The 22,558-nt window shown below is 63.4% G+C and carries 22 protein-coding genes; 16 read left to right on the forward strand and 6 right to left on the reverse strand.

Annotated elements, in window-relative coordinates; all coding sequences use genetic code 11:
• Positions 1 to 293: 293 nt before the first annotated feature.
• Positions 294 to 1,109, reverse strand: coding sequence for a MipA/OmpV family protein (locus ACE3TY_RS16410; RefSeq protein WP_374654903.1), 816 nt, complete (start codon positions 1,107 to 1,109; stop codon positions 294 to 296).
• On the reverse strand, positions 1,106 to 1,276 hold the full coding sequence (locus ACE3TY_RS16415) for a hypothetical protein (protein ID WP_374654905.1): 171 nt from the start codon (positions 1,274 to 1,276) through the stop codon (positions 1,106 to 1,108). The genes ACE3TY_RS16410 and ACE3TY_RS16415 overlap by 4 nt, the downstream gene beginning before the upstream one ends.
• A 216-nt stretch (positions 1,277 to 1,492) precedes the next feature.
• Here ACE3TY_RS16415 and ACE3TY_RS16420 point away from each other — a divergent pair, with 216 nt between their 5' ends.
• The 4 genes from ACE3TY_RS16420 (at position 1,493) to ACE3TY_RS16435 (ending at position 4,961) form a co-directional block, all read left to right on the forward strand.
• The gene (locus tag ACE3TY_RS16420; protein ID WP_374654907.1) at positions 1,493 to 2,248 is read left to right on the forward strand and encodes a response regulator; all 756 of its coding nucleotides are present in this window, start codon (positions 1,493 to 1,495) and stop codon (positions 2,246 to 2,248) included.
• Complete coding sequence (locus ACE3TY_RS16425) at positions 2,245 to 3,678, forward strand: sensor histidine kinase (RefSeq protein ID WP_374654909.1); 1,434 nt, start codon at positions 2,245 to 2,247, stop codon at positions 3,676 to 3,678. Before ACE3TY_RS16420 ends, ACE3TY_RS16425 begins: the two co-directional genes overlap by 4 nt.
• Positions 3,679 to 3,841: 163 nt before the next feature.
• Entirely contained in the window at positions 3,842 to 4,450 is a 609-nt protein-coding gene (locus tag ACE3TY_RS16430; protein ID WP_374654911.1) for a 2-hydroxychromene-2-carboxylate isomerase, read from the forward strand.
• Between the two features lie 25 nt (positions 4,451 to 4,475).
• Entirely contained in the window at positions 4,476 to 4,961 is a 486-nt protein-coding gene (locus ACE3TY_RS16435) for a PAS domain-containing protein (RefSeq protein WP_374654913.1), read from the forward strand.
• A gap of 6 nt (positions 4,962 to 4,967) precedes the next feature.
• Here the strand turns inward: ACE3TY_RS16435 and ACE3TY_RS16440 are convergent, their stop codons facing one another.
• Positions 4,968 to 5,561, reverse strand: coding sequence for a TMEM165/GDT1 family protein (locus ACE3TY_RS16440; protein WP_374655136.1), 594 nt, complete (start codon positions 5,559 to 5,561; stop codon positions 4,968 to 4,970).
• Positions 5,562 to 5,730: 169 nt separating this feature from the next.
• Here ACE3TY_RS16440 and ACE3TY_RS16445 point away from each other — a divergent pair, with 169 nt between their 5' ends.
• Positions 5,731 to 6,228 carry a PAS domain-containing protein gene (locus ACE3TY_RS16445; protein ID WP_374654915.1) on the forward strand — a complete coding sequence of 166 codons (498 nt, stop codon included), beginning with the start codon at positions 5,731 to 5,733 and terminating at the stop codon, positions 6,226 to 6,228.
• Positions 6,229 to 6,231: 3 nt separating this feature from the next.
• On the opposite strand, the gene hutH is transcribed toward ACE3TY_RS16445, so the two are convergent.
• Positions 6,232 to 7,758, reverse strand: a complete 1,527-nt coding sequence (gene hutH, locus ACE3TY_RS16450; RefSeq protein WP_374654917.1) for a histidine ammonia-lyase — start codon at positions 7,756 to 7,758, stop codon at positions 6,232 to 6,234.
• 348 nt (positions 7,759 to 8,106) lie between these two features.
• Here hutH and ACE3TY_RS16455 point away from each other — a divergent pair, with 348 nt between their 5' ends.
• Positions 8,107 to 8,847, forward strand: coding sequence for a corrinoid protein (locus ACE3TY_RS16455; RefSeq protein ID WP_374654919.1), 741 nt, complete (start codon positions 8,107 to 8,109; stop codon positions 8,845 to 8,847).
• Positions 8,848 to 8,900: 53 nt separating this feature from the next.
• Here ACE3TY_RS16455 and ACE3TY_RS16460 read toward each other — a convergent pair whose 3' ends face one another.
• Together ACE3TY_RS16460 and ACE3TY_RS16465 are read right to left on the reverse strand one after the other, a co-directional pair.
• Positions 8,901 to 10,793, reverse strand: coding sequence for an extracellular solute-binding protein (locus tag ACE3TY_RS16460; RefSeq protein ID WP_374654921.1), 1,893 nt, complete (start codon positions 10,791 to 10,793; stop codon positions 8,901 to 8,903).
• Between the two features lie 94 nt (positions 10,794 to 10,887).
• Positions 10,888 to 11,349 (reverse strand): hypothetical protein, encoded by a 462-nt coding sequence (locus ACE3TY_RS16465; protein ID WP_374654923.1) that lies wholly within the window; start codon positions 11,347 to 11,349, stop codon positions 10,888 to 10,890.
• A 191-nt stretch (positions 11,350 to 11,540) separates the two neighbouring features.
• On the opposite strand from ACE3TY_RS16465, the gene ACE3TY_RS16470 reads away from it, so the two are divergent.
• From ACE3TY_RS16470 to ACE3TY_RS16515, 10 genes are all read left to right on the forward strand, one after another.
• Complete coding sequence (locus ACE3TY_RS16470) at positions 11,541 to 12,236, forward strand: response regulator transcription factor (RefSeq protein WP_374654925.1); 696 nt, start codon at positions 11,541 to 11,543, stop codon at positions 12,234 to 12,236.
• Positions 12,237 to 12,260: 24 nt separating this feature from the next.
• Positions 12,261 to 14,069 (forward strand): stimulus-sensing domain-containing protein, encoded by a 1,809-nt coding sequence (locus tag ACE3TY_RS16475; protein ID WP_374654927.1) that lies wholly within the window; start codon positions 12,261 to 12,263, stop codon positions 14,067 to 14,069.
• Positions 14,070 to 14,080: 11 nt separating this feature from the next.
• Positions 14,081 to 14,536: an HPr kinase/phosphorylase gene (locus ACE3TY_RS16480; RefSeq protein WP_374654929.1), complete on the forward strand. Its 456-nt coding sequence runs from the start codon at positions 14,081 to 14,083 to the stop codon at positions 14,534 to 14,536.
• 15 nt (positions 14,537 to 14,551) lie between these two features.
• Positions 14,552 to 15,490 carry an RNase adapter RapZ gene (gene rapZ / locus ACE3TY_RS16485; protein WP_374654931.1) on the forward strand — a complete coding sequence of 313 codons (939 nt, stop codon included), beginning with the start codon at positions 14,552 to 14,554 and terminating at the stop codon, positions 15,488 to 15,490.
• Between the two features lie 58 nt (positions 15,491 to 15,548).
• Positions 15,549 to 15,956, forward strand: coding sequence for a PTS sugar transporter subunit IIA (locus ACE3TY_RS16490; RefSeq protein ID WP_374309202.1), 408 nt, complete (start codon positions 15,549 to 15,551; stop codon positions 15,954 to 15,956).
• Between the two features lie 13 nt (positions 15,957 to 15,969).
• Positions 15,970 to 16,245: an HPr family phosphocarrier protein gene (locus ACE3TY_RS16495; protein ID WP_374654933.1), complete on the forward strand. Its 276-nt coding sequence runs from the start codon at positions 15,970 to 15,972 to the stop codon at positions 16,243 to 16,245.
• Positions 16,235 to 18,052: a phosphoenolpyruvate--protein phosphotransferase gene (gene ptsP, locus ACE3TY_RS16500; RefSeq protein ID WP_374654935.1), complete on the forward strand. Its 1,818-nt coding sequence runs from the start codon at positions 16,235 to 16,237 to the stop codon at positions 18,050 to 18,052. The genes ACE3TY_RS16495 and ptsP overlap by 11 nt, the downstream gene beginning before the upstream one ends.
• Before the next feature lie 4 nt (positions 18,053 to 18,056).
• Positions 18,057 to 18,716, forward strand: coding sequence for a TIGR02117 family protein (locus tag ACE3TY_RS16505; protein WP_374654937.1), 660 nt, complete (start codon positions 18,057 to 18,059; stop codon positions 18,714 to 18,716).
• A gap of 118 nt (positions 18,717 to 18,834) precedes the next feature.
• Entirely contained in the window at positions 18,835 to 20,130 is a 1,296-nt protein-coding gene (gene ahcY / locus ACE3TY_RS16510) for an adenosylhomocysteinase (protein WP_374654939.1), read from the forward strand.
• A 164-nt stretch (positions 20,131 to 20,294) separates the two neighbouring features.
• On the forward strand, positions 20,295 to 22,553 hold the full coding sequence (locus tag ACE3TY_RS16515) for a PAS-domain containing protein (protein WP_374654941.1): 2,259 nt from the start codon (positions 20,295 to 20,297) through the stop codon (positions 22,551 to 22,553).
• Positions 22,554 to 22,558 lie beyond the last annotated feature (5 nt).

The raw sequence follows: 22,558 nt of genomic DNA on the forward strand, positions 1-22,558 counted from the left end.
ATCCGAAAGGCCGTCAATGCCGATCCGGCGATCCGCAAGATCATCCAGTTCAACATGGGCGGCACGCCCCTGCCTCCGGTGTCGTCGCCCGATAGCAACGTCGATACCTACATCGATCCACTGTTGCTAACGCCTGGCTCCGTGCTCGGCAAGGTCATCTGACCAGGCCCCGCTTCGACGGGATTTTTCATTGGAGAATTGGCGAAGGCGGCCTTGAACGTCATGACCGCCTTGCACAATCGAACGGACGGCACCGCCGCCCGTTCGCTGGCTTTCCGCTTTTTTCGCGCCCCTTAGAAGCTGTATAGAACACCGGCCAAGAAGACGCCTTGGGTGGCACTGCCTTCGTCATCCACAATGGGGCTGTCGGCAGCATCGCCCACCAGCTGAGTCACTTTTGCGATGCCGGTCAGACCCCAATGCTCCGTAAGTTGATAGGTCGCGTTGACGGAGACGCCGATATCCTTGAGGCCCGCATCGGCATCATATTGCGACAGTCCGCTGCGGGCGGCATTGGCCGCGTCAACACTGAAATAGGTGTCGTTGTAGTTGCCGCTGGCATAGGTGGCTGAAAGATCAAAGCCAAGATGCAGCTTCTCGACGGGTGAGAAGCTATAGCTTGGGCCGAAACTGATGGTCGTCCCATCATGCTCGCCGCCGACATCGCTCAAGAACTCGATCTCAAATGCGAGTTCGTCATCTTCCAGCATTACATTGCCGGTCGAAATCTTGGCGAAGGCACCCATCTCCAAAGTGCCGTCGATATCGCGCAGGTCATCGACTCTATCATTGTCGACGTCATCGCGGCCGGAATGCCAATTGACCACCGGCCCGAATTCCAAGCCGAAAGGCAGCAATCCGCCGGGCAGTACATTGGCACGTGCACCGAGGCCGCGGGTCTCCACATAATAGTCGTCATAGCCGACCTTGCCGGCTGCAAAAGGAATGAGCTGGTAATCCTCCGAGCCCTCATACTCCGGCGCCGCTCCGCCGCCGAGGATGAGATGCCCGCTCCAGTTTCCCACGTCCTGCGCCAGCGCGATGCCGGCCATGAACAGCAGGAACGGCATGGCCAGCGTGAGGCGGGCGGCGATTGGTAGAAAATTCATGACTTTCTTCCTTCGGTATCCAAGCCGGGCCAATTCGCCGGCGTTTCAGGCGCCGGGTCGGCGATTGCCTGCCGCAGCAGGGCAGTCAGAAAGAGCGGTAGCGCCAGACCATCGCCGGCGCTCTCGTTTCCCGGTCGTTTCTCGGCCGGCTTGTCGTTGTGATTCATGGGCTCGCTCATGCGCCGGTGCGGCGCGGTCAAGGTTGATCGTGGGAGGCCAACCTAACCGCCGCGAGCCCGCGGACGATGTCGGCTGCTTGTCGAATTGTTACGAAATATTACGGCGGTCGGCTTTTGCTGACCCAGGGCGACACCTTGCGGTAAACTCCGACCTCTCTCACGCCAACATTTCTCCCGCCGAAGCAGCCTTCCGGACCGATACGCATGAATCAGACGGCCGTCATTCCCCATATCCTGATCGTCGATGACGACCGGCAGATTCGCCAGCGCCTCGCCAAATTCCTGCGTGAACACGGGTTCAGCGTCAGCGAGGCCGGCAACGGTCGCGAGATGACCAGCCTGCTGCAGCGCGGACAGATCGACCTCGTGGTCCTCGATATCATGATGCCGGGCGATGATGGCCTGACCCTTTGCCGCCAGTTGCGGGCTGAGACGATGATGCCGATCATCCTGCTCACAGCCCTTTCCGCCGACACCGACCGCATCGTCGGGCTTGAGCTGGGCGCCGACGACTATGTGACGAAGCCCTTCAATCCGCGTGAATTGCTGGCACGCATCCGCGCCCTTATCCGCCGGGCAAGTGCCGCGCCAGTGATCGGCACGGTGCGCACGCGCGCACCGATCTACCGCTTCGCCGGCTGGTCGCTTGACGTCAATCGGCGCGTCCTGGTGTCGCCCGCCGATATCCTCGTCGTCCTCACCAGCACCGAATTCGACCTGCTCGTGGCCTTCGCCGAGAACGCGCAACGCGCGATCAGCCGCGATCAATTGCTGGAATATCTGCATGGTCGGGTTGCCAACCAATTCGACCGCAGCATCGATGTCCATATCAGCCGGCTTCGGCGCAAGGTCGAATCCGATCCGCAGAATCCGGCGCTCATCAAGACCATCCGCCACGAGGGTTATTTCTTCACGCCCGCCGTCGTCCTGGATGACGCGGCCGAGACGGTGCGGCCATGAAATTCCGCAAGCCGAAACTCGGCCTTGGCGTTCGTCTCGCCCTCATCAGTGTCCTCATCATTCTGGCCATACTGACGATAGACGGTGTTTCGCGCGTCTTCGTGCCGGAACCGGACGTTATCCTGATGGAACGCGAATGGCTCGCCGATACAATCGGCGACACGCAAGCATTGTTGGAAGGCGCGCAGCCGGAGCAGCGGACCAAACTGCTGGCCGGCCTCCCCTCCCGCAATATCCTCGCCTTCAGTCTCGATGATGCCCCGAACGTCAGATGGCGTCACGGCGCTTCGGATAGCGACACACAGGTGGCTGCATTGAGGGACGCCTTGCGTCAACGCTTGCGCCCGGACACCGAGTTCATCGTCGCCATCAAGGATTTCGGTGGCAATTTCGATTACGCGCTGACCTCCATTGCCGTTGTCACGACGAAACTGCCGGTTCGCGCCACGTCTTCCACGGGGACGGATAACGACACGCTGCTAGTGACGCCGAACCTCGATATTCACCTGCAGCTGGCTGACGGCACTTGGCTCACGGTCTCACAAAGCAGCGACGATTCCGTGGGTCTGCGCCTAGCCCGCAATCTCGCCGCCCCCGTCTTCAGCATCCTCTTCATCCTGCTGATTTCCTATTGGGGCGCGCATCGTCTGTTGCGGCCATTACAGCAATTGTCGGTGGCGGCGGAAAAAATGGGCCGCGAGCGCAATGTGACGCTGATCCCGGAAATGAAGATTCCGGAATACAAGACCATCGCCGACAGCTTCAACGACATGCAGCTGCGCCTCAAGCGCTTCGTCGACGACCGCACCCAGATGCTGGCGGCTATCTCGCACGATCTCGGCTCGCCCTTGACCAGGCTGCGGCTTCTGGCGGAGGAACTCGACGATCCGCGCCAGCGCGACCAGGTTCTTTCCGATGTGGCCGAGATGCAAATGATGATCCAGAGTTCACTGCTCTTCGCGCGCGACGATGCCCAGCAGGAGGGCTACGTCACCGTCGATATCGCCTCGCTGGTGATCAGCCTGTGCGACAATGCAAGCGATGCCGGGCAGGTTGCCATCTATCGCGGTGCGGATCACGCCTCCTTACGTTGCCGCCCGACGGCGATCAGGCGTGCCGTCAACAACCTCATCGACAATGGCTGCAAATATGGCGGAAAGGTCACGGTGACGCTTCATGACGAGGCGGATGCGTTGGTCATCGCCATCGCCGATATCGGCCCCGGCATTGCGCCCGGCGATATCGAAACCGCCTTCAAACCGTTTCAACGGCTGGAATCCTCACGCAACCGGGCGACAGGTGGGACTGGCCTCGGCCTCACCATCGCCCGCGACATCGTGCACGGCCATGGTGGCAGCCTAACCTTGCGCAACAACGAGGGTGCGCCCGGCCTGACGGCAACCATCCGACTGCCGAAACCGGGTCCTTGATCAGGCCGCCCCTGGCGATGCCGTCGTCGCGGATTTCCCGGGACTTGGCCGGGTTTCGGTCAAGCTCACATAATCCGTGCCATTTCAGCTTCTTGACGTTCTCCGGGTAGAAGCGAAAGATTACAGCTGTTTCCCGCCTGTCACCTCGGAGGCCTGAGTTTCCATGGCGCGCATCGTCGACTTCTATTATGCGATCGGCAGTCGCTATTGCTATCTGGCGCAGAGTCAGGTGGCACGTCTCGAAGCCATCGGCCGGGTCGCCATCCGCTGGCGGCCGCTGCTGTCGGAAGACCTGATGCTGGCGCGGGGGTTGACCCCCTTCAAGCAGGAAGCGGTGTCGGTCCAATACCTGCCGGAATACCGCTCGGAAGACGCGGCGCGGTGGGCGGCATTCTACGGCATTCCGTACCGCGAGCCGGCCTGGAAGGCAATCGATTGGCGCCGGGTCAACATGGCTGCGGTAGCGGCGGCGCGGGTGGGCGATGTCGCGGCCTATTCGCGGCGCCTCTTCGACGCGGCGTTCGGCGGCGGTGCCCAGGCTGTCACGGATCACGATCTCGCCCGCCTGGCCGAGGAGGCCGGGCTCGACGGCAAAAGACTGGTCTCCCTGATCGACGACAGGGAAACCCTGACGCTCCACAAGCGTACGATCGACGCTGCGGTCGAGGCCGGCGCGTTTGGCGTGCCGACCTTCGTTGTCGACGGCGAGGTGTTCTGGGGCAATGACCGGCTGGTGCTGCTGCAGCATCATCTCGCCCAGGACGCGGCATGACCGGCATGTCGCGAACGCGGCACTGATGGCTGAGCTATCCCGGCTTTATCCGCGCACGACCGACGTGGCTGAGATGCAGGCGCGCGCGACGGAGCGGACGAGAGCCTTCTTCGCCTATTGGGACATGAAGCGTGGCGCGCGTGCCATGCCGGCGCGACGCGATCTCGATCCAGTCGAGATGAAGGCTTGGCTACCCGGTATCCAGCTGATCGATGTGTTCGACAACCCGCGCCGCCTGGTATATCGCCTGGCCGGCCAGGTCGAGGTCGATATGCGTGGCTTCAATCACACCGGGCGGAATGTCGAGGACGCCTATTTTGCCGTGAGCCGGGACGAGGCGTTGCGGAATTACAATCTCGTCGTCGACGGCCGGCACATGGTCTATGACTGGGCCCGTTATGCCACGGCGGGCGGCTATCGGGTGTCGCAGGAAACCATTTTCCTGCCGCTGTCGGATGACGGCAACCATGTCAACATGGTGATCACGTTCACAGTCGTGGGCGAGCGCTGAAATCCTTCAGCCGGCGATCGGACCGGACCCCAAACCGAGATATATGCCGAGCAGCAGGAAGCAGGCCGCGGCAGTATAGCGCACACCGCCGGTTGGCAGGCGGTCCGCCGCCTCATGGCCGAGCAGCACGATTGGCACATTGGCCAGCATCATGCCGCAGGTGGTACCTGCTATGACGGCTGCCAGATTCGGATAGCGCGCGGCGAGCGCCACGGTCGCGACCTGCGTCTTGTCGCCGATTTCGACCAGGAAAAAGGCGATAAGGGTCGTCGTGAAGGCTCCCGCGGCACGCTTCTTCCGCGGCTGGTCGTCCTCGTCGAGCTTGTCGGGGATAAGCGTCCAGGCGGCCATCGCAACGAAGCCTGCGGCCAGCGCCCAGCGGATCCAGTAGGGGTCCAGATAGGCTGCCAGGAACTGGCTCGCCCAGCTGCCGACGGCACCTGCGATGGCATGATTGGCGAGGGTCGCAACCAGAATGCCGGCGACGATAGCCCACGGGCGGCGAAAGCGGGAAGCCAGAACCAGGGCGAGGAGTTGGGTCTTGTCGCCGATCTCCGCCAGGGCGACGAGACCGGTCGAGACCAGGAAGGCGTGCATAATGAGCTGGCATCCGGATTAAAGTCGGCGTCTTTCTCTACTGAAGGCATTATTCTCCCGCAACAGCAACAGGGTCGCATCCCGCCGCTCCCCGCGAAGTGGTTGCGCGGCGCTCCCGGCTCGATGATATTTCCTTGCGGGGACGGGAGGGCACATTGGTTGGATTGAGCGTATGAAGCGAGCCGCCCAAATATCCGAGCTTGACTCGGCACCCTTGCTGAGACTGGAAACCTATTGGCGGGAAAAGCGTGCCGATCGTGCGATGCCCTCGCGCAACGATATCGATCCCGCCGAGATCAAGGAATTGCTGCCGCAGATCATCATGGCGCGGATTGAATACGACCCGCTGCGGGTGAAGTACAGCATCGTCGGCACGGCTTGCGCACGCCACGCCGGCTTCGACTATACCGGCCGCTATCTCGACGAACTCGATTTCGCCTCGGAAACCGATACCGACTGGATGGCCATCTACGCCGAGATCGTGGCGCGCAAGCAGCCGGTCGCCGGAACCTGTCTCTTTCGCACGGCGGACCTGGAAGTTCCCTATCGCGTCGCGGTGTTCCCACTGTCAAGCGACGGCGTGCGGGTCGACCATACCATCGCCTATGAGCATCTGACGCTGAGCCTGACCGAGATGGACCACGTCCTGCCGGTCAAGCCGACACGCTGACGGTCAAAGGACGGCGCGGAGCGGGGTGATCTCGTGGAACAGCGGCGAGATGACCAGTTCCTTGGCAGCGGCGATATCGGGCGCCATTTCGCGGTCGATCTCCCAGAACGCGACCTTCGCGCGCAAGCCGGCCATGACACGGCGTAAGGGCTGGCTGGTTTCGACCGGTCGGCGCAGGTCGATGCCCTGTGCCGCACAGAGCAGTTCGATGGCGACGATGCCGGCGGTGTTGTCGGTCATGTCGAGAAGGCGCCGCGCGCCATGAGTCGCCATGGACACATGGTCTTCCTGATTGGCCGAGGTGGGCAGGGAATCGACGCTGGCCGGATGCGCGAGGCACTTGTTTTCGGACGCCAGGGCCGCCGCCGTCACATGGGCGATCATGAAACCGGAATTGAGGCCGGGCTCCGGCACCAGGAAGGCAGGGAGGTTGCTCATCCGCGCGTCGGTCAGCATGGCGATGCGGCGTTCGGACAGGGCGCCGATCTCAGCTACGGCGATGGCGATGCAATCGGCCGCCATGGCAATGGGTTCGGCGTGGAAATTACCGCCGGAAAGCACGTCGCCCTCCTTGGCAAAGACCAGGGGATTGTCGCTCACCGCATTCACCTCGCGGCCGACGATGCCGGCGGCATGGCGCAGCATGTCGAGGGCCGCTCCCATCACCTGCGGCTGGCAGCGCAGCGAATAGGGATCCTGCACGCGGTCGCAGTCGACATGGCTGGCGCGCAAGGGGCTGCCGTCCATCAGATTCTTCAAGGCCGCCGCCACCTCGATCTGGCCCAACTGGCCGCGGATGGCATGGATGCGCGGATCGAACGGCGTGTCGCTGCCCAGCGTCGCATCGGTGGTCATCGCGCCGGCACCCAGGCCGGCCAGGAACACGTCTTCCGCGGCGAAGAGGCCGGCGACGGCAAGGGCGGTCGAAACCTGCGTGCCGTTGAGCAGGGCGAGACCTTCCTTTGCCGCCAGGGTGAACGGCTTCAGGCCGGCGCGCTGCAGCCCTTCGACGGCGCCGATCACTTCGCCGCGATGGCGCACGGCGCCGACGCCGAGCAGGGCCTGCGACAGATGCGCGAGCGGGGCGAGGTCGCCGGAGGCGCCGACCGAGCCCTTGGATGGAATGAGCGGGTAGATTCCCGCATTGAGCAGCGTCACCAGCGCCTGGATGATGTCGCGCCGGATACCGGAAAAGCCACGCGCCAGGCCGTTGATCTTGAGGATCATGATGAGGCGGACGATCTCGTCGCCGAGCAGCGGGCCGGTCCCGGCGGCATGGGAGAGGACGAGGCGGCGCTGCAATTCGGCCACCTGATCGTCAGGGATGCGGGTGTGAGCGAGCGAGCCGAAGCCGGTATTGATGCCATACGCCGTCTTGTGCTGGTCGAGGATCGCCTGGACGGTCGCCGCCGACGCGTCGATCGCCGGAAAGGCCTTGGCGTCTATCGCCAGGTCGAGCCCGTCACGCCAGACCCGGCGCAGCTCGGTCAGGGAAAGCGTGCCGGGGGTAAGGGTGAAGGTCTCGATCATGATCGTCTCCTGCTTGTCTAGGCTTGTATATACAAGTTAGCGGGGCGACTCGCAACTCCCTCTTGGCGTGCCCGATCGGGGCGCTTCCGGAGCGCGATCCAGCTTTCATGCGTCAGCGGTCACATGAATTCTTCTTCTGCATGGATGAGCGCAGGCTATCGATCGGCGGCATATGACGCAGCCGCGCGAAAAGCCTGTCGTTCTCCGGATAGTGGGTGTCGCCGCGACACGGCCTGCAAGAACGGAAAGCCGTTACGCCTGTTGCGAAATTTCGAACGAGCGGGCAGTTTGTCGCCGGTTCTTAACGAGAGATTAGGGTCGGCGGCGCAAGGTTCGTCCCGATCCTCTATGAGCAACATGCCAGAAGGCGAAGGTGCGACCATGGCCAATGACGGTGATCTTGACCTCAACACGCTGAACGACGAGGAACTTGTTCAGCAGGTGCATGACGACCTCTATGACGGTCTCAAGGAAGAGATCGAAGCGGCTGTCCGCATCTTCCTCGACCGCGGCTGGACGCCCTACGACATCCTCACCAAGGCGCTGGTCGAAGGCATGCGCATCGTCGGCGTCGATTTCCGCGACGGCATCCTCTTCGTGCCCGAAGTGCTGTTGGCCGCGAACGCGATGAAGGCCGGCATGCACATCCTGCGACCGCTGCTCGCCGAAACCGGCGCACCCAAGGTGGGCAAGATGGTGATCGGCACCGTGAAGGGCGACATCCACGACATCGGCAAGAACCTCGTCTCCATGATGATGGAAGGCGCCGGCTTCGAAGTCATCGACCTCGGCATCAACAACCCGGTCGAAAAGTACCTGGAAGCGATCGAAGAGCATCAGCCGGACATCCTGGGCATGTCGGCCCTGCTGACCACGACGATGCCCTATATGAAGGTTGTCGTGGACGCGATGATCGAAAAGGGTATTCGCCAGGATTACGTCGTGCTGGTCGGCGGCGCGCCGCTCAACGAAGCCTTCGCCAATTCGGTCGGCGCCGACGCCTATTGCCGCGACGCGGCCGTGGCCGTCGAAACCGCCAAGGCCTTCATGGCCAAGCGCCAAGGTTCGGCCCTCGCCAAGAAGGCCTGACCTGGCCGCTTGCTGGAAAAACCCCGCTGCCTGCCGGCAGCGGGGTTTTCCTATTAAACGGCCCGGTACTTAAGCGCCTCCTGCCACATGCGCTCGAAGCGGCGGCGGGTCGCATCGGAGAGGGGCTGCCACAGGCGCTCCTCGGCGAAAAAGGCGTTGTCGCCGACATGGAAGCGCCTGGCGACGTCGGGACCCAGCAGCCGGGCCGCCTCGGCATTGACGATGCTGACGCCCAGATCCTGCAGCAGGCGGTGCTGAATCTCGGGGCTCAGCATGAAATCGATCAGCAGATAGATTGCCGCGACCTTTTGCGGGTCGCGCGCCGCCTCGGCAGTGACGGCGATGGTATCAAGCCACACCGTCTGGCCTTCGCTGGGGTCGGCGAAGCGCCAATCCTGCCCTTCCGCATTGGCCAGGGCGACGCCGACCCAGTAATCGGTGGTCAGTGTCAGGGCGCGCATGGCGCGCGCTTCGCCGAGTCCGCCCCAGAAATACCCGGCCTGGGCGACCAGGGCATTGAGGTTCTTCTGAATGGCGGCATCAAAGCTTGCCGGCGGATCGTAGAGCTGGGCCAGCGGGACGCCGGCCAGAAGGCCAGCGACATAGATGTTGGTTTCCCATTGCCCGTCGGTAAGGCCGATCTTGCCCTTATGGGCGGGATCGAGCATCGCCTGCCAGCTCCAGGGCGCCTGCGGCACCGACTTGGCGTTGTAGGCCAGCGCGCAGGAACCGCCGAGCAAGGGCACGCCGAAGCGCGCGCCGTCGGCGCCCTCGGCAAAGCGCGCGTCGCGCAGGCTCGCCAGCACCGATGACCAGTTCTTCAGCTGCGCGAGGTCGAGTGGCATCAAGTCGCGCAGCAGGGCCCCGTCAGCGGCTTTGTAATAGGAGTGCGTGGGCGTCACGATATCGACCCCTCCCGCGGCCATGGCGCGGCTGAGATCCTCGGGTCCGGCTAGATAGAGCGGTCGTCCTTGATCGTCGCGCGGCAGCACGAGACTGACATTGAGCCCGCGGCCTTGCGCGTAGCTTTCGAAATCGCGGGCGAATTTCGATAGATAGCCTTCCCATTCAAGGACGACGATGCGGGTGGCGCCGGTCAGGCTGTCGATGGTTTCGGAGAGATGGCCGGCCTGGTTGACCAGGCGCGCGCCATCGCCTTCCAGTTCCCTGGCCAGCGAATCTGTTTCGGCTGCTGCTGCCGTCACCTTGCCGGCCACGGTGCCCAGAGCCTGTGCGCGTTCCGTCGTCTGATCGATTGCGGCGCCGACTTCGCGATTGGCGTCAGCCTGCCGCTGCATGGTGGCGTTGATGCTGGCGGCGGCACCGGCCAGTTCGCGCACGATGTCATCGATGGCGGCTATCGCCTGCGCCACGCCGGCAATGCGTTCCTTGACGCTGCCGATGATACCCACAATCTCCTGGGTCGCCGAACCGGTCTGCTGGGCCAGTTGCTTGACCTCGTCGGCCACGACCGAAAAGCCGCGGCCAAGTTCGCCGGCACGCGCCGCCTCGATCGTCGCGTTGAGGGCAAGCAGGCGGGTCTGCTTCGATATGGTCGTGATAGTGTCGGTTACCTTGGTGACGCGCTCATAGGCCTGCTCGAGTTCGTCCACCATCTGCCGGCCCTCGCCGGTCTTGTTTTCCACCGCGCGCACCAGTTCAGTGGCGCGGTGCGTGCTGGCGCTGGTGGCGGCCAATCCGTCATTGATCGCATTGACATTGTCACTCGCCAATTTGGCAGCGTGGATGATGGCTTCGATGGCGCTGCCCGCCGCCTCCGCCTGCTGGCGTGAATCGAAGGCAGCGCGGCCGAGCCTTGCCCCCAATCCGTTCAGATGCCGGCAGACCTCGCGCAGGCTATCGAGGGCGTGGCGGGCGGCGCGCTCGTCGCCCTCTTTCGCTGAAACTGTGCCAATGCCGGGTGAAGACATATTGTCGGGACTCATGCGAGACCTGTTGCTGAGCGGCAAAAAAATGTTCAACTGGTCAGAAAGTCGCCACACTATGAGTCAGGATATGATTCCGATCAACAGTCCTGCGTCACATCGAAGGCCACAGCTCTGCGGCTGACAGTCGCTGGATCCGCCCGAATCCGGCTACAAGGAGCGCTTCCGCAACTGCGAAGCGATAGAAGCGGAAATCCTTGAAGTCGGCATAAAGCGCGGCTTCCGGCCGCGCCGCCAGGTAGCTTGCCTGGTGGCCCGGATCGGTCGTCTCGGCAACCTCGCCCAACAGGGTGACCCGGGGGCCGGTCAGCGGCTCCCCGATTCCGCCGGTGCCGTCAAAGAGCAGCGATGCAAGTGACGAATTGCCCAGATTGCGCACATGATCGGAGAGGTCGGAGAGGAGGAGGAGGGGCATTCCAGCCGCATCCAGGGCCGAAACCACCAGGCTGACGGAGGGGAAAAGGCTGCCTTCGCGACGGGCAATCGTCCCGAAAGCGGCTTTGGGAAGCTGCATCAGGCGGAAAATTTCTTTTTTCGGGTCAAGGGCTTCGGTCATGATTGCAGCTCTTGGCGGAGCCGACCCCGGCTCGCAGGGCAGGCGTTATGGAGGGACTGGGCAGAATCCTGCCCTGCCAGACACTTGGCCTAGCAATTGTGCCGATTGCGCCCCATTTCTGTCATCATTGGCGGCAATCTTGGCAAGGTCCGCTGAATTCTATACTGGTTCGCACGCCAAGGAGGATCCCCGTGCCGCAGACTATTGCGCTGGTTGATGACGATCGCAACATCCTGACTTCCGTCACCATGACATTGGAGGCGGAAGGATTTGCCGTGCGCACCTACAGCGACGGGGCGGAGGCTTTGCGCGGGCTGGCGCAGCAACCGGTCGACCTTGCCGTGCTCGATATCAAGATGCCGCGCATGGACGGCATGGAATTGCTGGAAAAGCTGAGGAAGACCTCGTCGCTGCCGGTCATCTTCCTTACCTCGAAGGATGACGAGGTGGACGAACTGATGGGCCTGCGCATGGGCGCCGACGATTATATCAAGAAGCCCTTTTCGCAGCGCCTGCTGATCGAGCGCATCCGTTCCATTCTGCGGCGCGAGGAAAGCCGATCCTCTGCCGGGCAGAATGGCGAGGCGGCGATGGTGCGCGGACCGCTGATGATGGACCCGACGCGGCATTTGTGCACCTGGGACGGCCAGCCGATCGAACTGACGGTGACCGAGTTCCTGCTGCTGAAGGCGCTGGCGCAGCGCCCCGGCCATGTGAAGAGCCGCGACCAGCTGATGGATTCGGCCTATGGCGAAAACATCTATGTCGACGACCGCACCATCGACAGCCATATCAAGCGGCTGCGCAAGAAATTCAAGGCGGTCATCGGCGAGTTCAACCATATCGAGACTCTTTATGGCGTCGGTTATCGCTACAAAGAGAATTGATGCAATGCCGGCGCGACCTGCAAGATGAGCGAGGCTTCGCGCAGCGACGAGCTTGAAAGCTGGCGCCTGCCGCTTTCTTCATCGCGCACAGCGCGCCCGACGAAGCGATTCTGGGCAAGGCAAGCGACGGCGCCGGACAAGGCGCGCCGGGAGCCGGATATGAGCCCGCGCCCGGTAACGCGGCCGGCGGAAGTCACCATCCCGCAAGAGAAGGCCAAGTCGAAGCGGCTGCCGGCCTCGCGCCGCTCGCTTTGGCAGTCGCCGCTCACGCGCCGCATCCTGGTACTCAACATCATGGCCCTGCTGGTGCCGGTGCTGGGCCTCCTTTACCTGCCGACCTATCGCGACAGCCTGCTGCAATCGGAACTGGAATTGCTGAAGACGGAAGGATCGCTCTTTTCCGGCGCGCTGGCGGCGAGCGGTGTCGCCACCGGTCCGCTGGGCGACGAGAAGCTGGTGCCCGAAACATCGCGCCAGACCATCCGCCGCCTGGTCGATGTGTCGAAAACGCGCGCCAGGCTGTTCACGCCGGATGGCGTGCTTATCGCCGATTCCTTCTTGCTTTCAGGCCCGGGTGGCATCGTCACCATCACGCCGCTGCCGCCGCTCGATCCCAACGAAAGCCTGGTGTGGAAGTGGGTGGCCGGCGCCTACGATTGGGTGTTCGATCGGCTGCCCAGCAGTCGCATCCTGAAACCATACCAGGAAGCGGCCGTGCAGAACGCCGCCGATTATGAAGAAGTCGTCAAGGCGATGGATGGCGAGGCGGCGACCTATGTGCGCGATGCGGGCAAGGGCAAGATGATCCTGTCGGCGGCGGTTCCCGTGCAGCGCTATCGCCAGGTCCTGGGTGCCTTGCTGCTGACCAAGCCTGGCGACGATATCGAAGCCACCTTGCGGGATACGCGCCTTACCATTCTCGGTGTCTCCGGCATTGCGCTGGGCGTCACCGTGCTGCTCTCGCTCTATCTCGCCAGCACCATCGCGCTGCCGATCCACCGCCTGGCCGACGCGGCCGATCGCGTGCGGCGCGACAAGGGGCGGCAGAAGACCATCCCCGATCTGTCCGCGCGCGGTGACGAGATCGGCGATCTTTCCGGGGCGCTCCGCGACATGACCGAAGCGGTCTGGCGGCGCATGGATGCGATCGAAGGCTTTGCCGCCGACGTGGCACACGAGATCAAGAATCCGCTGACATCCCTGCGCAGCGCCGTCGAGACCGTGGCGCGGGTCGAAGATCCGTTGCAGCAGAGGAAGCTGATGAGCATCATCCTCGACGACGTACAGCGGCTCGACCGCCTGATCACCGACATTTCCGACGCCTCGCGCATCGATGCGGAAATGTCGCGCGTCGAGGCGCAGCCGGTGAAGCTGCGCGATCTGGTGCTGGCGGTGGCGGATATCCATGCGGCGACGGGCCGGGAGTCGGCGCCGGAAATCCGCACTCAGCTGCCGGACGAGGATTCCTTGACCGTCTTCGGGACCGAAGGGCGTCTTGGCCAGGTGGTGCGCAACCTGGTGGCCAATGCGGTCTCCTTCAGTCCGCCCAGGGGCTTGATCCAGCTTTCGGCGCGGCGCGTCGACCGGCAGGTCGTGCTGACGGTCGATGACGAGGGGCCGGGCATTCCGCCGGACAAGCTCGGCGCCATCTTCGAACGCTTCTATTCCGAACGGCCCAAGGGCGAGAAGTTCGGCACCCATTCCGGCCTTGGCCTTTCCATTTCCAAGCAGATCGTCGAAGCCTATGGCGGATCGCTGAAAGCGGACAATCGCAAAGACGCGGCAGGGCGCGTTCTGGGCGCGCGTTTCACCGTCGCCTTGCAGGCTGCGTGAGGCAAGAGGCAATGCGGACGCTCTGCATCGACGGTGTCGCGGTGGCGATCGACGGCAAGGCCGTCCTCTTGCGCGGCCGCTCCGGCAGCGGCCGTTCCGATCTGGCGCTGCGCCTCATCGACGAAGGCGCGCGGTTGGTCAGCGACGAACAGGTCGAACTGCACCGTGCCGATACGCAGCTGATGGTGACGGCCCCGGCCGCGATGCCGGCAAGTCTTAAGGGCCTCATCGAGGCGCGTGGCCTCGGCCTGGTGCCGGTGCCATATGTCGGAGAGCCAATGCCGCTCGCATGGGTGGTCGATATGGCAGACAAGAGGGAAATCGAGCGCCTGCCCGCGGCTGAAATGGCGGCATATCTGGATCTGGAGGTGCCGCTGCTGAAACTCGATCCATCCAGCCCTTCCGCCACGGCCAAGCTGCGCCTTGCGGTGCGCTGCGGGCCCGACCATATTCTGGGCCGGGAATGATCGGTCGGGTTTTGCATGTCACAGGCTGATTCGATATCCGGGGAACCTCAAATCGGCGCGCAGGATCCGCGCGCCCTGCGGCGCCACATCGTCCTGGTCACCGGGCTTGCCGGCGCCGGGCGTTCGACCGCTCTCAAATGCCTTGAGGATATCGGCTACGAAGCGGTCGATAACATGCCGCTCGATTTGCTGCCGCATCTGGTGACGGGCCTTGCGCAGGCAAGCCTGCCGGCCATGAGCAAGCCGGTCGCGCTCGGCATCGATTCGCGCACGACGGGTTTTTCGAGCGACGGCTTCATCGAACTGGTACGGCAGCTGAAAACGGATAAACGGTTCCGCGTCAGCCTGGTCTTTCTCGATTGCGAGGATGAGGTCCTGCGCCGCCGCTATACCGAGACCCGGCGGCGCCATCCGCTGGCCCAGGACCGGCCGGTGGGTGACGGCATTCTGCGTGAGCGCCAGCTGATGCGCCCGCTGCGGGCCGAAGCGGACCTGGTGCTCGATACCAGCGATACGGCGATTGGCGACCTCAAGGCCATGCTCACCGGGCATTTCGGCCTGGCCGCACAGCCGGACCTCGCGATCACGATCGTCTCTTTCTCCTATAAGCAGGGCCTGCCGCGTGAGGCCGACTTGGTATTTGATGTCAGATTTCTGGAAAATCCCTATTACGATCCGGCACTTAGGCCATTGTCGGGGCAGGATGCGGCGGTCGGCCGCGCGATCGAGGCCGACCCAGCTTTCCCCGGTTTCTTTGCGGCCCTGACTTCCTTATTGTGGCCCCTCTTGCCGGGATATGAGGGCGAAGGGAAGAGCTATCTCACCATCGCCATCGGTTGTACCGGCGGCCGGCACCGCTCCGTTTTCGTGGCGGGCAAGCTGGCGGAATGGCTGAAGGAGCGTGGCCGGTCGGTCACGCTGCGACATCGCGATGTAGGACGCGCCGCAGGATGACATGCGCCGTGCCGCTGCGATGGGTTCGAATTTGGGGGTATGCGTGGTTCAGACTCAAGTGATCGGCATCGTCCTGGTGACGCATGGCAATCTTGCCGCCGAATTTCTCGCCGCCTTGGAGCATGTCGTCGGCAAGCAGGCGGCTGCGGTCGCCATCTGCATCGGCCCGGAAGACGATATGGAGCAGCGCCGCCGCGAAATCCTCGAAGCGGTCGCGAAGTGCGACCAGGGGAAGGGCGTGGTGTTGCTCACCGACATGTTCGGCGGCACGCCTTCCAATCTTGCCATCTCCACGCTGGACAAGGCGAATGTCGAGGTGGTGGCCGGCGTCAACCTGCCGATGCTGATCAAGCTCGCCAGCGTGCGCGGCACCTTGCCGCTGACCGGCGCGGTGACTGCGGCGCAGGAGGCCGGGCGCAAATACATCAATGTCGCCTCGCAGCTGCTCAAAGCCAGCGAGTGCTGAAGGGGAGGCGACGATGACCGATATGATCACCGCCCGCGCCCAGATTTCCAATCAGAAGGGGTTGCATGCGCGCGCCGCGGCGAAGTTCGTGAAGACGGCGGGCGGCTTCAGCGCCGACATCCGCGTCACCAAGGGCGAGATGGATGTGAGCGGCGGTTCGATCATGGGCCTGATGATGCTGGCGGCCAGCATCGGTACGGAACTCGAAATCCGCGCGCACGGAGCTGATGCGCGGGCGGCCATCGACGCCCTGGTCGATCTCATCAAGCGCAAATTCGATGAAGAGTGAGGCGCCGCGCCCGTCGCGCCGTCCATCCAAGGCCGCGAAGGACAAGCCGGCGGCCTCACGCGAAATCATGCTGGAAGGCCTCGGCGTTTCCGCTGGCATCGCCATCGGCGAAGCGCATGTCGTCGAGATCGGCGTCGTCAACGTGCCGGACTACGAGATCGCGGCCGGCGCCGTCGAGGCCGAACTCGATCGGTTCCGCGAGGCGTTGGCCAAGTCCGAACGGCAATTGCGCAAGTTGAAGAAGAAAAGCGCCGAACTCCACGGTGCCGCCGCCGAGGAACTGGAATTCCTACTCGACGCCCACATGCAGATGCTCTCCGGCTCGCGCATCGTACGCGGTGTCGAAAAGCGCATCGGCGAATCGCGGCAGAATGCCGAGGCGGCCGTGCAGGCGGAGATAAATGCCGTTGCGCATGATTTCGAACATCTCAACGATCCCTATCTGTCGGCCCGCGCCAAGGATGTACGCGAGGTCGGCGACCGGTTGCTGCGCAATCTTACCAAGACCCCGTTCGAGGCCTTCAAGCACCTGCCCGAAGGTGCCATCGTCATAGCCGAGGAACTGACGCCGGCGGATACGGCGCTGCTCGATCCCAAGCGCATCCATGGCTTCGCCACCGAATTGGGCGGTGCGGAAAGCCATACGGCGATCATGGCGCGCTCGCTGGCGCTGCCTGCCGTGCTTGGCCTGGCCGGCCTTTCCACCTCGGTGCAGACCGGGGATACGATCATCGTCGACGGCGCGGGCGGCCGGATATTCGTCAATCCGGCACCCTCGCGCCTGGAGGAATTCCATCGCCGCCAGCTGGAGCTGGAGAAGACAGAGCGCATCCTCTCGAGGCTCAGGAAGCTGCCGGCCGTCACCCGGGACGACCGGCGCATCGGCATGCTGGTCAACCTGGAACTGCCGCGCGAACTCGACATGGCAGTGGCGGCGGGGGCCGAAGGCGTCGGCCTGCTGCGCTCGGAATTCCTCTATATGAACCGTGCCGACTTACCCACCGAAGACGAGCAGGTTGAATCCTACCGCGCTATCGTCGAAGGCATGGAGGGCAAGCCCGTCACTATCCGCACGCTCGATGTGGGCGGCGACAAATTGGCGCCATCCTTGCGCGAACGGCTGGGCGATGCCGCCAACCCCGCCTTGGGCCTGCGCGCCATCCGCCTGGGGTTGCAGGAACGCGGCCTCCTCGAAACGCAGCTTGCGGCCATTCTGCGAGCCAGCGCTTTCGGACCCGTGCGCATTCTTCTGCCGATGATCTCGTCGCTGGTCGAAGTGAAGCAGGTGCGCGAAATTCTGTTGCAGGTGGCCAAGCGCCTGAAGCGGCGCGGCGTCAGAATGGCGGATTCGCTGCCGCCGGTCGGCGTGATGATCGAAGTGCCGGGCGCCGCACTTGCCGCCGACGCCCTGGCGCAGGTCTCCGATTTTTTTGCCATAGGTTCCAACGATTTGACGCAGTACACGCTGGCCATCGACCGTGGCGAGGAGCAGGTGGCGCATCTCTATAATCCGCTTCATCCGGCGGTATTGCGCCTGATCCAGTTCGCGACCGAAGCGGCGTTGCGCGCTCGCATCCCCATCAGCGTCTGCGGCGAGATTGCCGGCGACCCGAAATTCGTGCCGCTGTTGCTGGGGCTCGGTATCCAGGACCTGTCCATGGCGCCGGTCAATCTGCCGCGCGTCAAGCAGCGCATCCGCAACATCGATTATCTGGCGGCAACGCGATGTGCCCGCCTCATCATGGATCAATGGGATACGGGCCGCATCGCCATGCTGCTCGACGATTTCAACGCGCTCGCCGTATAAGGCCATGCGGCGCCTGGCCAAGTGGCTGCTGTTCGCTTTTCCGGCCTTGGGACTTCTCTATTTTCTGGCGGCCATGCTCCTGGGGCTGGTGCCGGGCAGCGGCCGCACCATCGCCGGCCCGCGCGATTACCATTTCTATGCCTGCGATAACGGCGTGCATGTCGATCTCGTCCTACCGGCGGCAGGTGTCGGGCGCGATTGGTTCGGCTATTTTCCGCCGCGGGATTTCGCCGGCGACATCAGCGCCGCGAGCTATGTCGCGATGGGCTGGGGGGCGCGCGCTTTCTACGCCGCCACGCGGGAATGGGGCGATATCCGGCCCGGCCCGGTCCTGCGCGCACTCTTCTGGCGCGACAGTTCGGTGCTGCATGTGAGCTATGGCGGCGATCCGGAGGGGGCCCCCAACTGCCGCGCGGTGGCGACCGATACTGCCGGCCGGGACGCGCTGTTTGCCTTCATCGACGCGACGCTTGAGGGCCGGCCCCGGCGCGAGACGGTGCCGGGCTATGGGCCGCATGACGCCTTTTATGCCGCCGCAGGCCGCTATTCCCTGTTCCGGACCTGCAATATCTGGACGATGGAGGCGCTGCGAGCAACCGGCGTGAAGATGGCGCTCTGGACGCCTTTCTCCTTCCAGATCATGGGATTATTAGGCGCCGACTAAGCCCTGCTCGCTAACGGGTTAGGCAATGCGCCCAGACCCAAACCAGCCCTTGCCGGGCGCTTTGCGGCCTGCTATACGGCGACATATAAATATTTCCTTATCTGATGGAGATGCTCTTATGGCCGCCGCCAATGACTACAAGGTGAAAGATATCAGCCTCGCCGAATGGGGCCACAAGGAGATTGCCATCGCCGAAACGGAGATGCCGGGCCTCATGTCGCTCCGCGCCGAGTTCGGCAAGAAGCAGCCCCTCAAGGGTGCCCGCATCGCCGGCTGCCTGCACATGACCATCCAGACCGCCGTGCTGATCGAAACGCTGGTGGCCTTGGGCGCCGAAGTGCGCTGGTCGTCCTGCAACATCTTCTCGACCCAGGACCATGCCGCTGCCGCGATTGCGGCTAAGGGCATTCCTGTTTTCGCCTGGAAGGGCATGAATGAGGAAGAATTCTGGTGGTGCATCGAAGCGACGATCAGCGGCCCGGGCGGCTGGAAGCCCAACATGATCCTCGATGACGGCGGCGACCTCACCCAGATCATGCACGACAAGTATCCTGAGATGCTGAAGGAGATCAAAGGCATCTCGGAAGAAACCACGACTGGTGTGCACCGCCTCTATCAGATGCAGAAGGACGGCTCGCTGAAAGTTCCGGCGATCAACGTCAACGACAGCGTCACCAAGTCGAAGTTCGACAACAAGTATGGCTGCCGTGAAAGCCTGGTCGACGCCGTTCGCCGCGCAACCGACGTGATGATGGCCGGCAAGGTCGCCGTCGTTGCCGGCTTCGGCGACGTGGGCAAAGGCTCGGCCGAGAGCCTGCGCCATGCCGGTTGCCGCGTGCTGGTGACCGAGGCCGACCCGATCTGCGCCCTGCAGGCCGCCATGGAAGGCTATGAGGTCACCACGATGGAAGATGCCGCGACCCGTGGCGATATCTTCGTCACCGCCACTGGCTGCGTCGACGTCATCACCGTCGAGCATATGCGCGAAATGAAGGATCGGGCGATCGTCTGCAACATCGGCCACTTCGACAGCGAAATTCAGATCGCGGGTCTCAGGAACTTCAAGTGGCACAATGTGAAGCCGCAGGTGGACGAGGTGGAGTTTCCGACCGGCCGCCGTATCCTGGTGCTGGCCGAAGGCCGGCTGGTCAATCTGGGCTGCGCTACGGGCCATCCGAGCTTCGTCATGTCGGCGTCCTTCACCAATCAGGTGCTGGCGCAGATCGAGCTGTGGAACAACCACAAAGCCTACAAGAACGAAGTCTATGTGCTGCCCAAGCATCTCGACGAGAAGGTCGCCTTCCTGCACCTGGAAAAGGTCGGCGCCAGGCTGACCAAGCTCAGCGACAAGCAGGCTGCCTATCTGGGCGTGGCCCAGGCCGGCCCGTTCAAGCCGGAACATTACCGCTATTGATGCTGCGATAGGCCGGCAACGCATCGGGGCGCCCCGCCTGCCGGCTGGGCGCCCTTTCTCTTTCCGGCCCGGCTTGTCACCTGAATCTCTCGCCCGTAGAGTGCTTCCCCATGGGCGAATCGCTGCAACTCTGGATTAGCGCGGGACTAATGGGGGGCGGCTTGGTGGCAGCCGCCGTCCAGGCATGGCGCCTTGCCGCGGAAAAGCGCCGCCTGCAGGCCGAACTCGCCAGCACCCGCGCCGACCTTGCGGCGAAGGCCGAAGCCCTTGCCGTAGCCGAGGCGGAATGGGCGACGGCGCCTCTCGCTCATATCGCCTGGGAGAAGGGCGGCCGTGCCAGGGTCGATGCCTTGGCGCGTAGCTGGCTGCGCCTGCCGGAAGGCGATTGCTCGCGGGGCGATCTTGTTGCCGGCCTGAAACCTGCCGATCAGGCCGAACTGCTCAATGCGATCATGTCGCTGGAAAAAGACGGCCTGGGCTTTAGCTTTGTCGGCACGCCCGGTGCCGGGATGCGCCTGCGCTGGTTCGGCGAGCGCAGCGGTTCTCTGTGCCATCTGTGGCTCAGCGATATCGGCGACGTGGTCGCTCCGCTCGAACAGGCGTCCGGCCATGCGCTCAAAACCGCGGCCTCGCTGGCGCAGTTGCTGGAACAGCTGCCCTATCCGGTCTGGCGGCGGGGCGGGGATCTCGCCATCGCCTGGTGCAACCCGGCCTTCGCCCATATCCACGACCTGCCGGTCGAAAGGGTCATCGGCGAAAGCCGGGAGATCAATCCGGCCGCCAAGGCGTTGGCCAAGCGCGCGCAACGCGTGGGTCTGGCGCAATCGGAGAGCCAGCAGCTGGTCGTCAAGGGGCAGCGGCGGCTCTACGATCTGACCGAGGTACCGCTGCCGGACGGATCGGTCATCGGCTTCGCGCTTGATCAAACCCAGCTCGAAGAGAGCCACGGCGAACTCGCCCGCCATATCGCCGCGCATGACGATGTGTTGCAGGCGCTGGGTACGGGCATTGTCATCTTCGGTCCCGACAAACGCGTGAAATTCTTCAACACCGCGTTCCGCGAGATGTTCAATCTCGATGCCGGCTTCCTGCGTCTCGAGCCCAATGTCGACCAGGTGCTCGATATGCTGCGGGAGCGGCGGCAGATACCGGAACAGGCCGATTTCCGTTCCTTCAAGCAGGAATGGAGCCGCCAGGTCATGTCGGTCATCGCGCCGTTCGAAGATTTGATGCATGTGCCGAGCGGCGCCACTTACCGCATGCTGGCTTCGCCCCATCCTTTCGGCGGCGTCATCCTCACCTTCGAGGATGTGACCGACAAACTGGCGCTTGAGCGCAATTACAACACGCTCATTGAAGTGCAGAAGGAAACGATCGACCATCTGTTCGAAGGTATCGCCGTGTTCGGCGGCGACGCGCGACTCAAACTCTACAATCCATCCTTCGCGCGGTTGTGGAACCTGAAACCGGAGGAGATCGAAGGCGAACCGCATGTTCGCCAGATCGTCGATGCCGTGAAACCGTTCTTCGAAAGCAAACCGAACTGGGACGAGTTGCGCCGCCGCATCGTTTCCAATATCGGCGAGCGCGAGGTGAAGAACTGGCGGCTGGAACGCACCGACGGAAAGATTATCGACATTGCCGCCATACCGCTGGCCGATGGCGGACGCCTCTTCAAATATACGGACGTGACCGACAGCATCAACATGGAGCGCGCCTTGACCGAGCGCAACGAGGCGCTGGTGGCGGCGGATCGCTTGAAGTCCGAGTTCATCGCCAACGTTTCCTACGAATTCCGCACGCCGCTAAATGCCATCATCGGCTATGCCGAATTGCTGGCGCGGCAATATTTCGGCGACATGAACGAGCGGCAGCTCGAGTACGCTTCGGCCATTCTCGATTCGGCGCAGAACCTCATCCTGATGATCGGCGACGTGATCGACGTGGCGGCGATCGAAGCCGGCTACATCCATCTGGAACCGAACAAGGTTGATGTCGGTCAGCTCACTGAATCCATTGCCCGGCTGTTCCAGCAGCGGGCCCGTAGCCGAAATATCGAATTGCTGATAGAAGTCGCGCCCGATGTTGGAATCATCAGTGCCGACCCACAGCGCTTGAAGCAAGCGCTCGGCAATCTGCTCAGCGCTGCGATCGGCGCGGCGCCGGGCGGACGCACCATCGTCGTGAAGGCGGCGCGCAGTGCCGACATGCTCGATATCAGCGTCGCCGTGCAGGGCGCCCACGACGATTTCGGTGTCGATGTCGGGCCGGATGCCGATTCCTCGCAGGCGCGCAGCTCGACGCGAGGGCTCGGCGTGGCCCTGGCACGTACGTTGATCGAAATGCATGGCGGACATCTGGTGACGGAAAGCGGGCCGCAAGGCCGCCGCATTATCTGCGCGCTGCCGCTGAAGGCAGCTTGAGCGAA

The sequence above is a fragment of the Dongia sp. genome, assembly GCF_041918875.1.
Classification (GTDB): Bacteria; Pseudomonadota; Alphaproteobacteria; order Dongiales; family Dongiaceae; genus Dongia.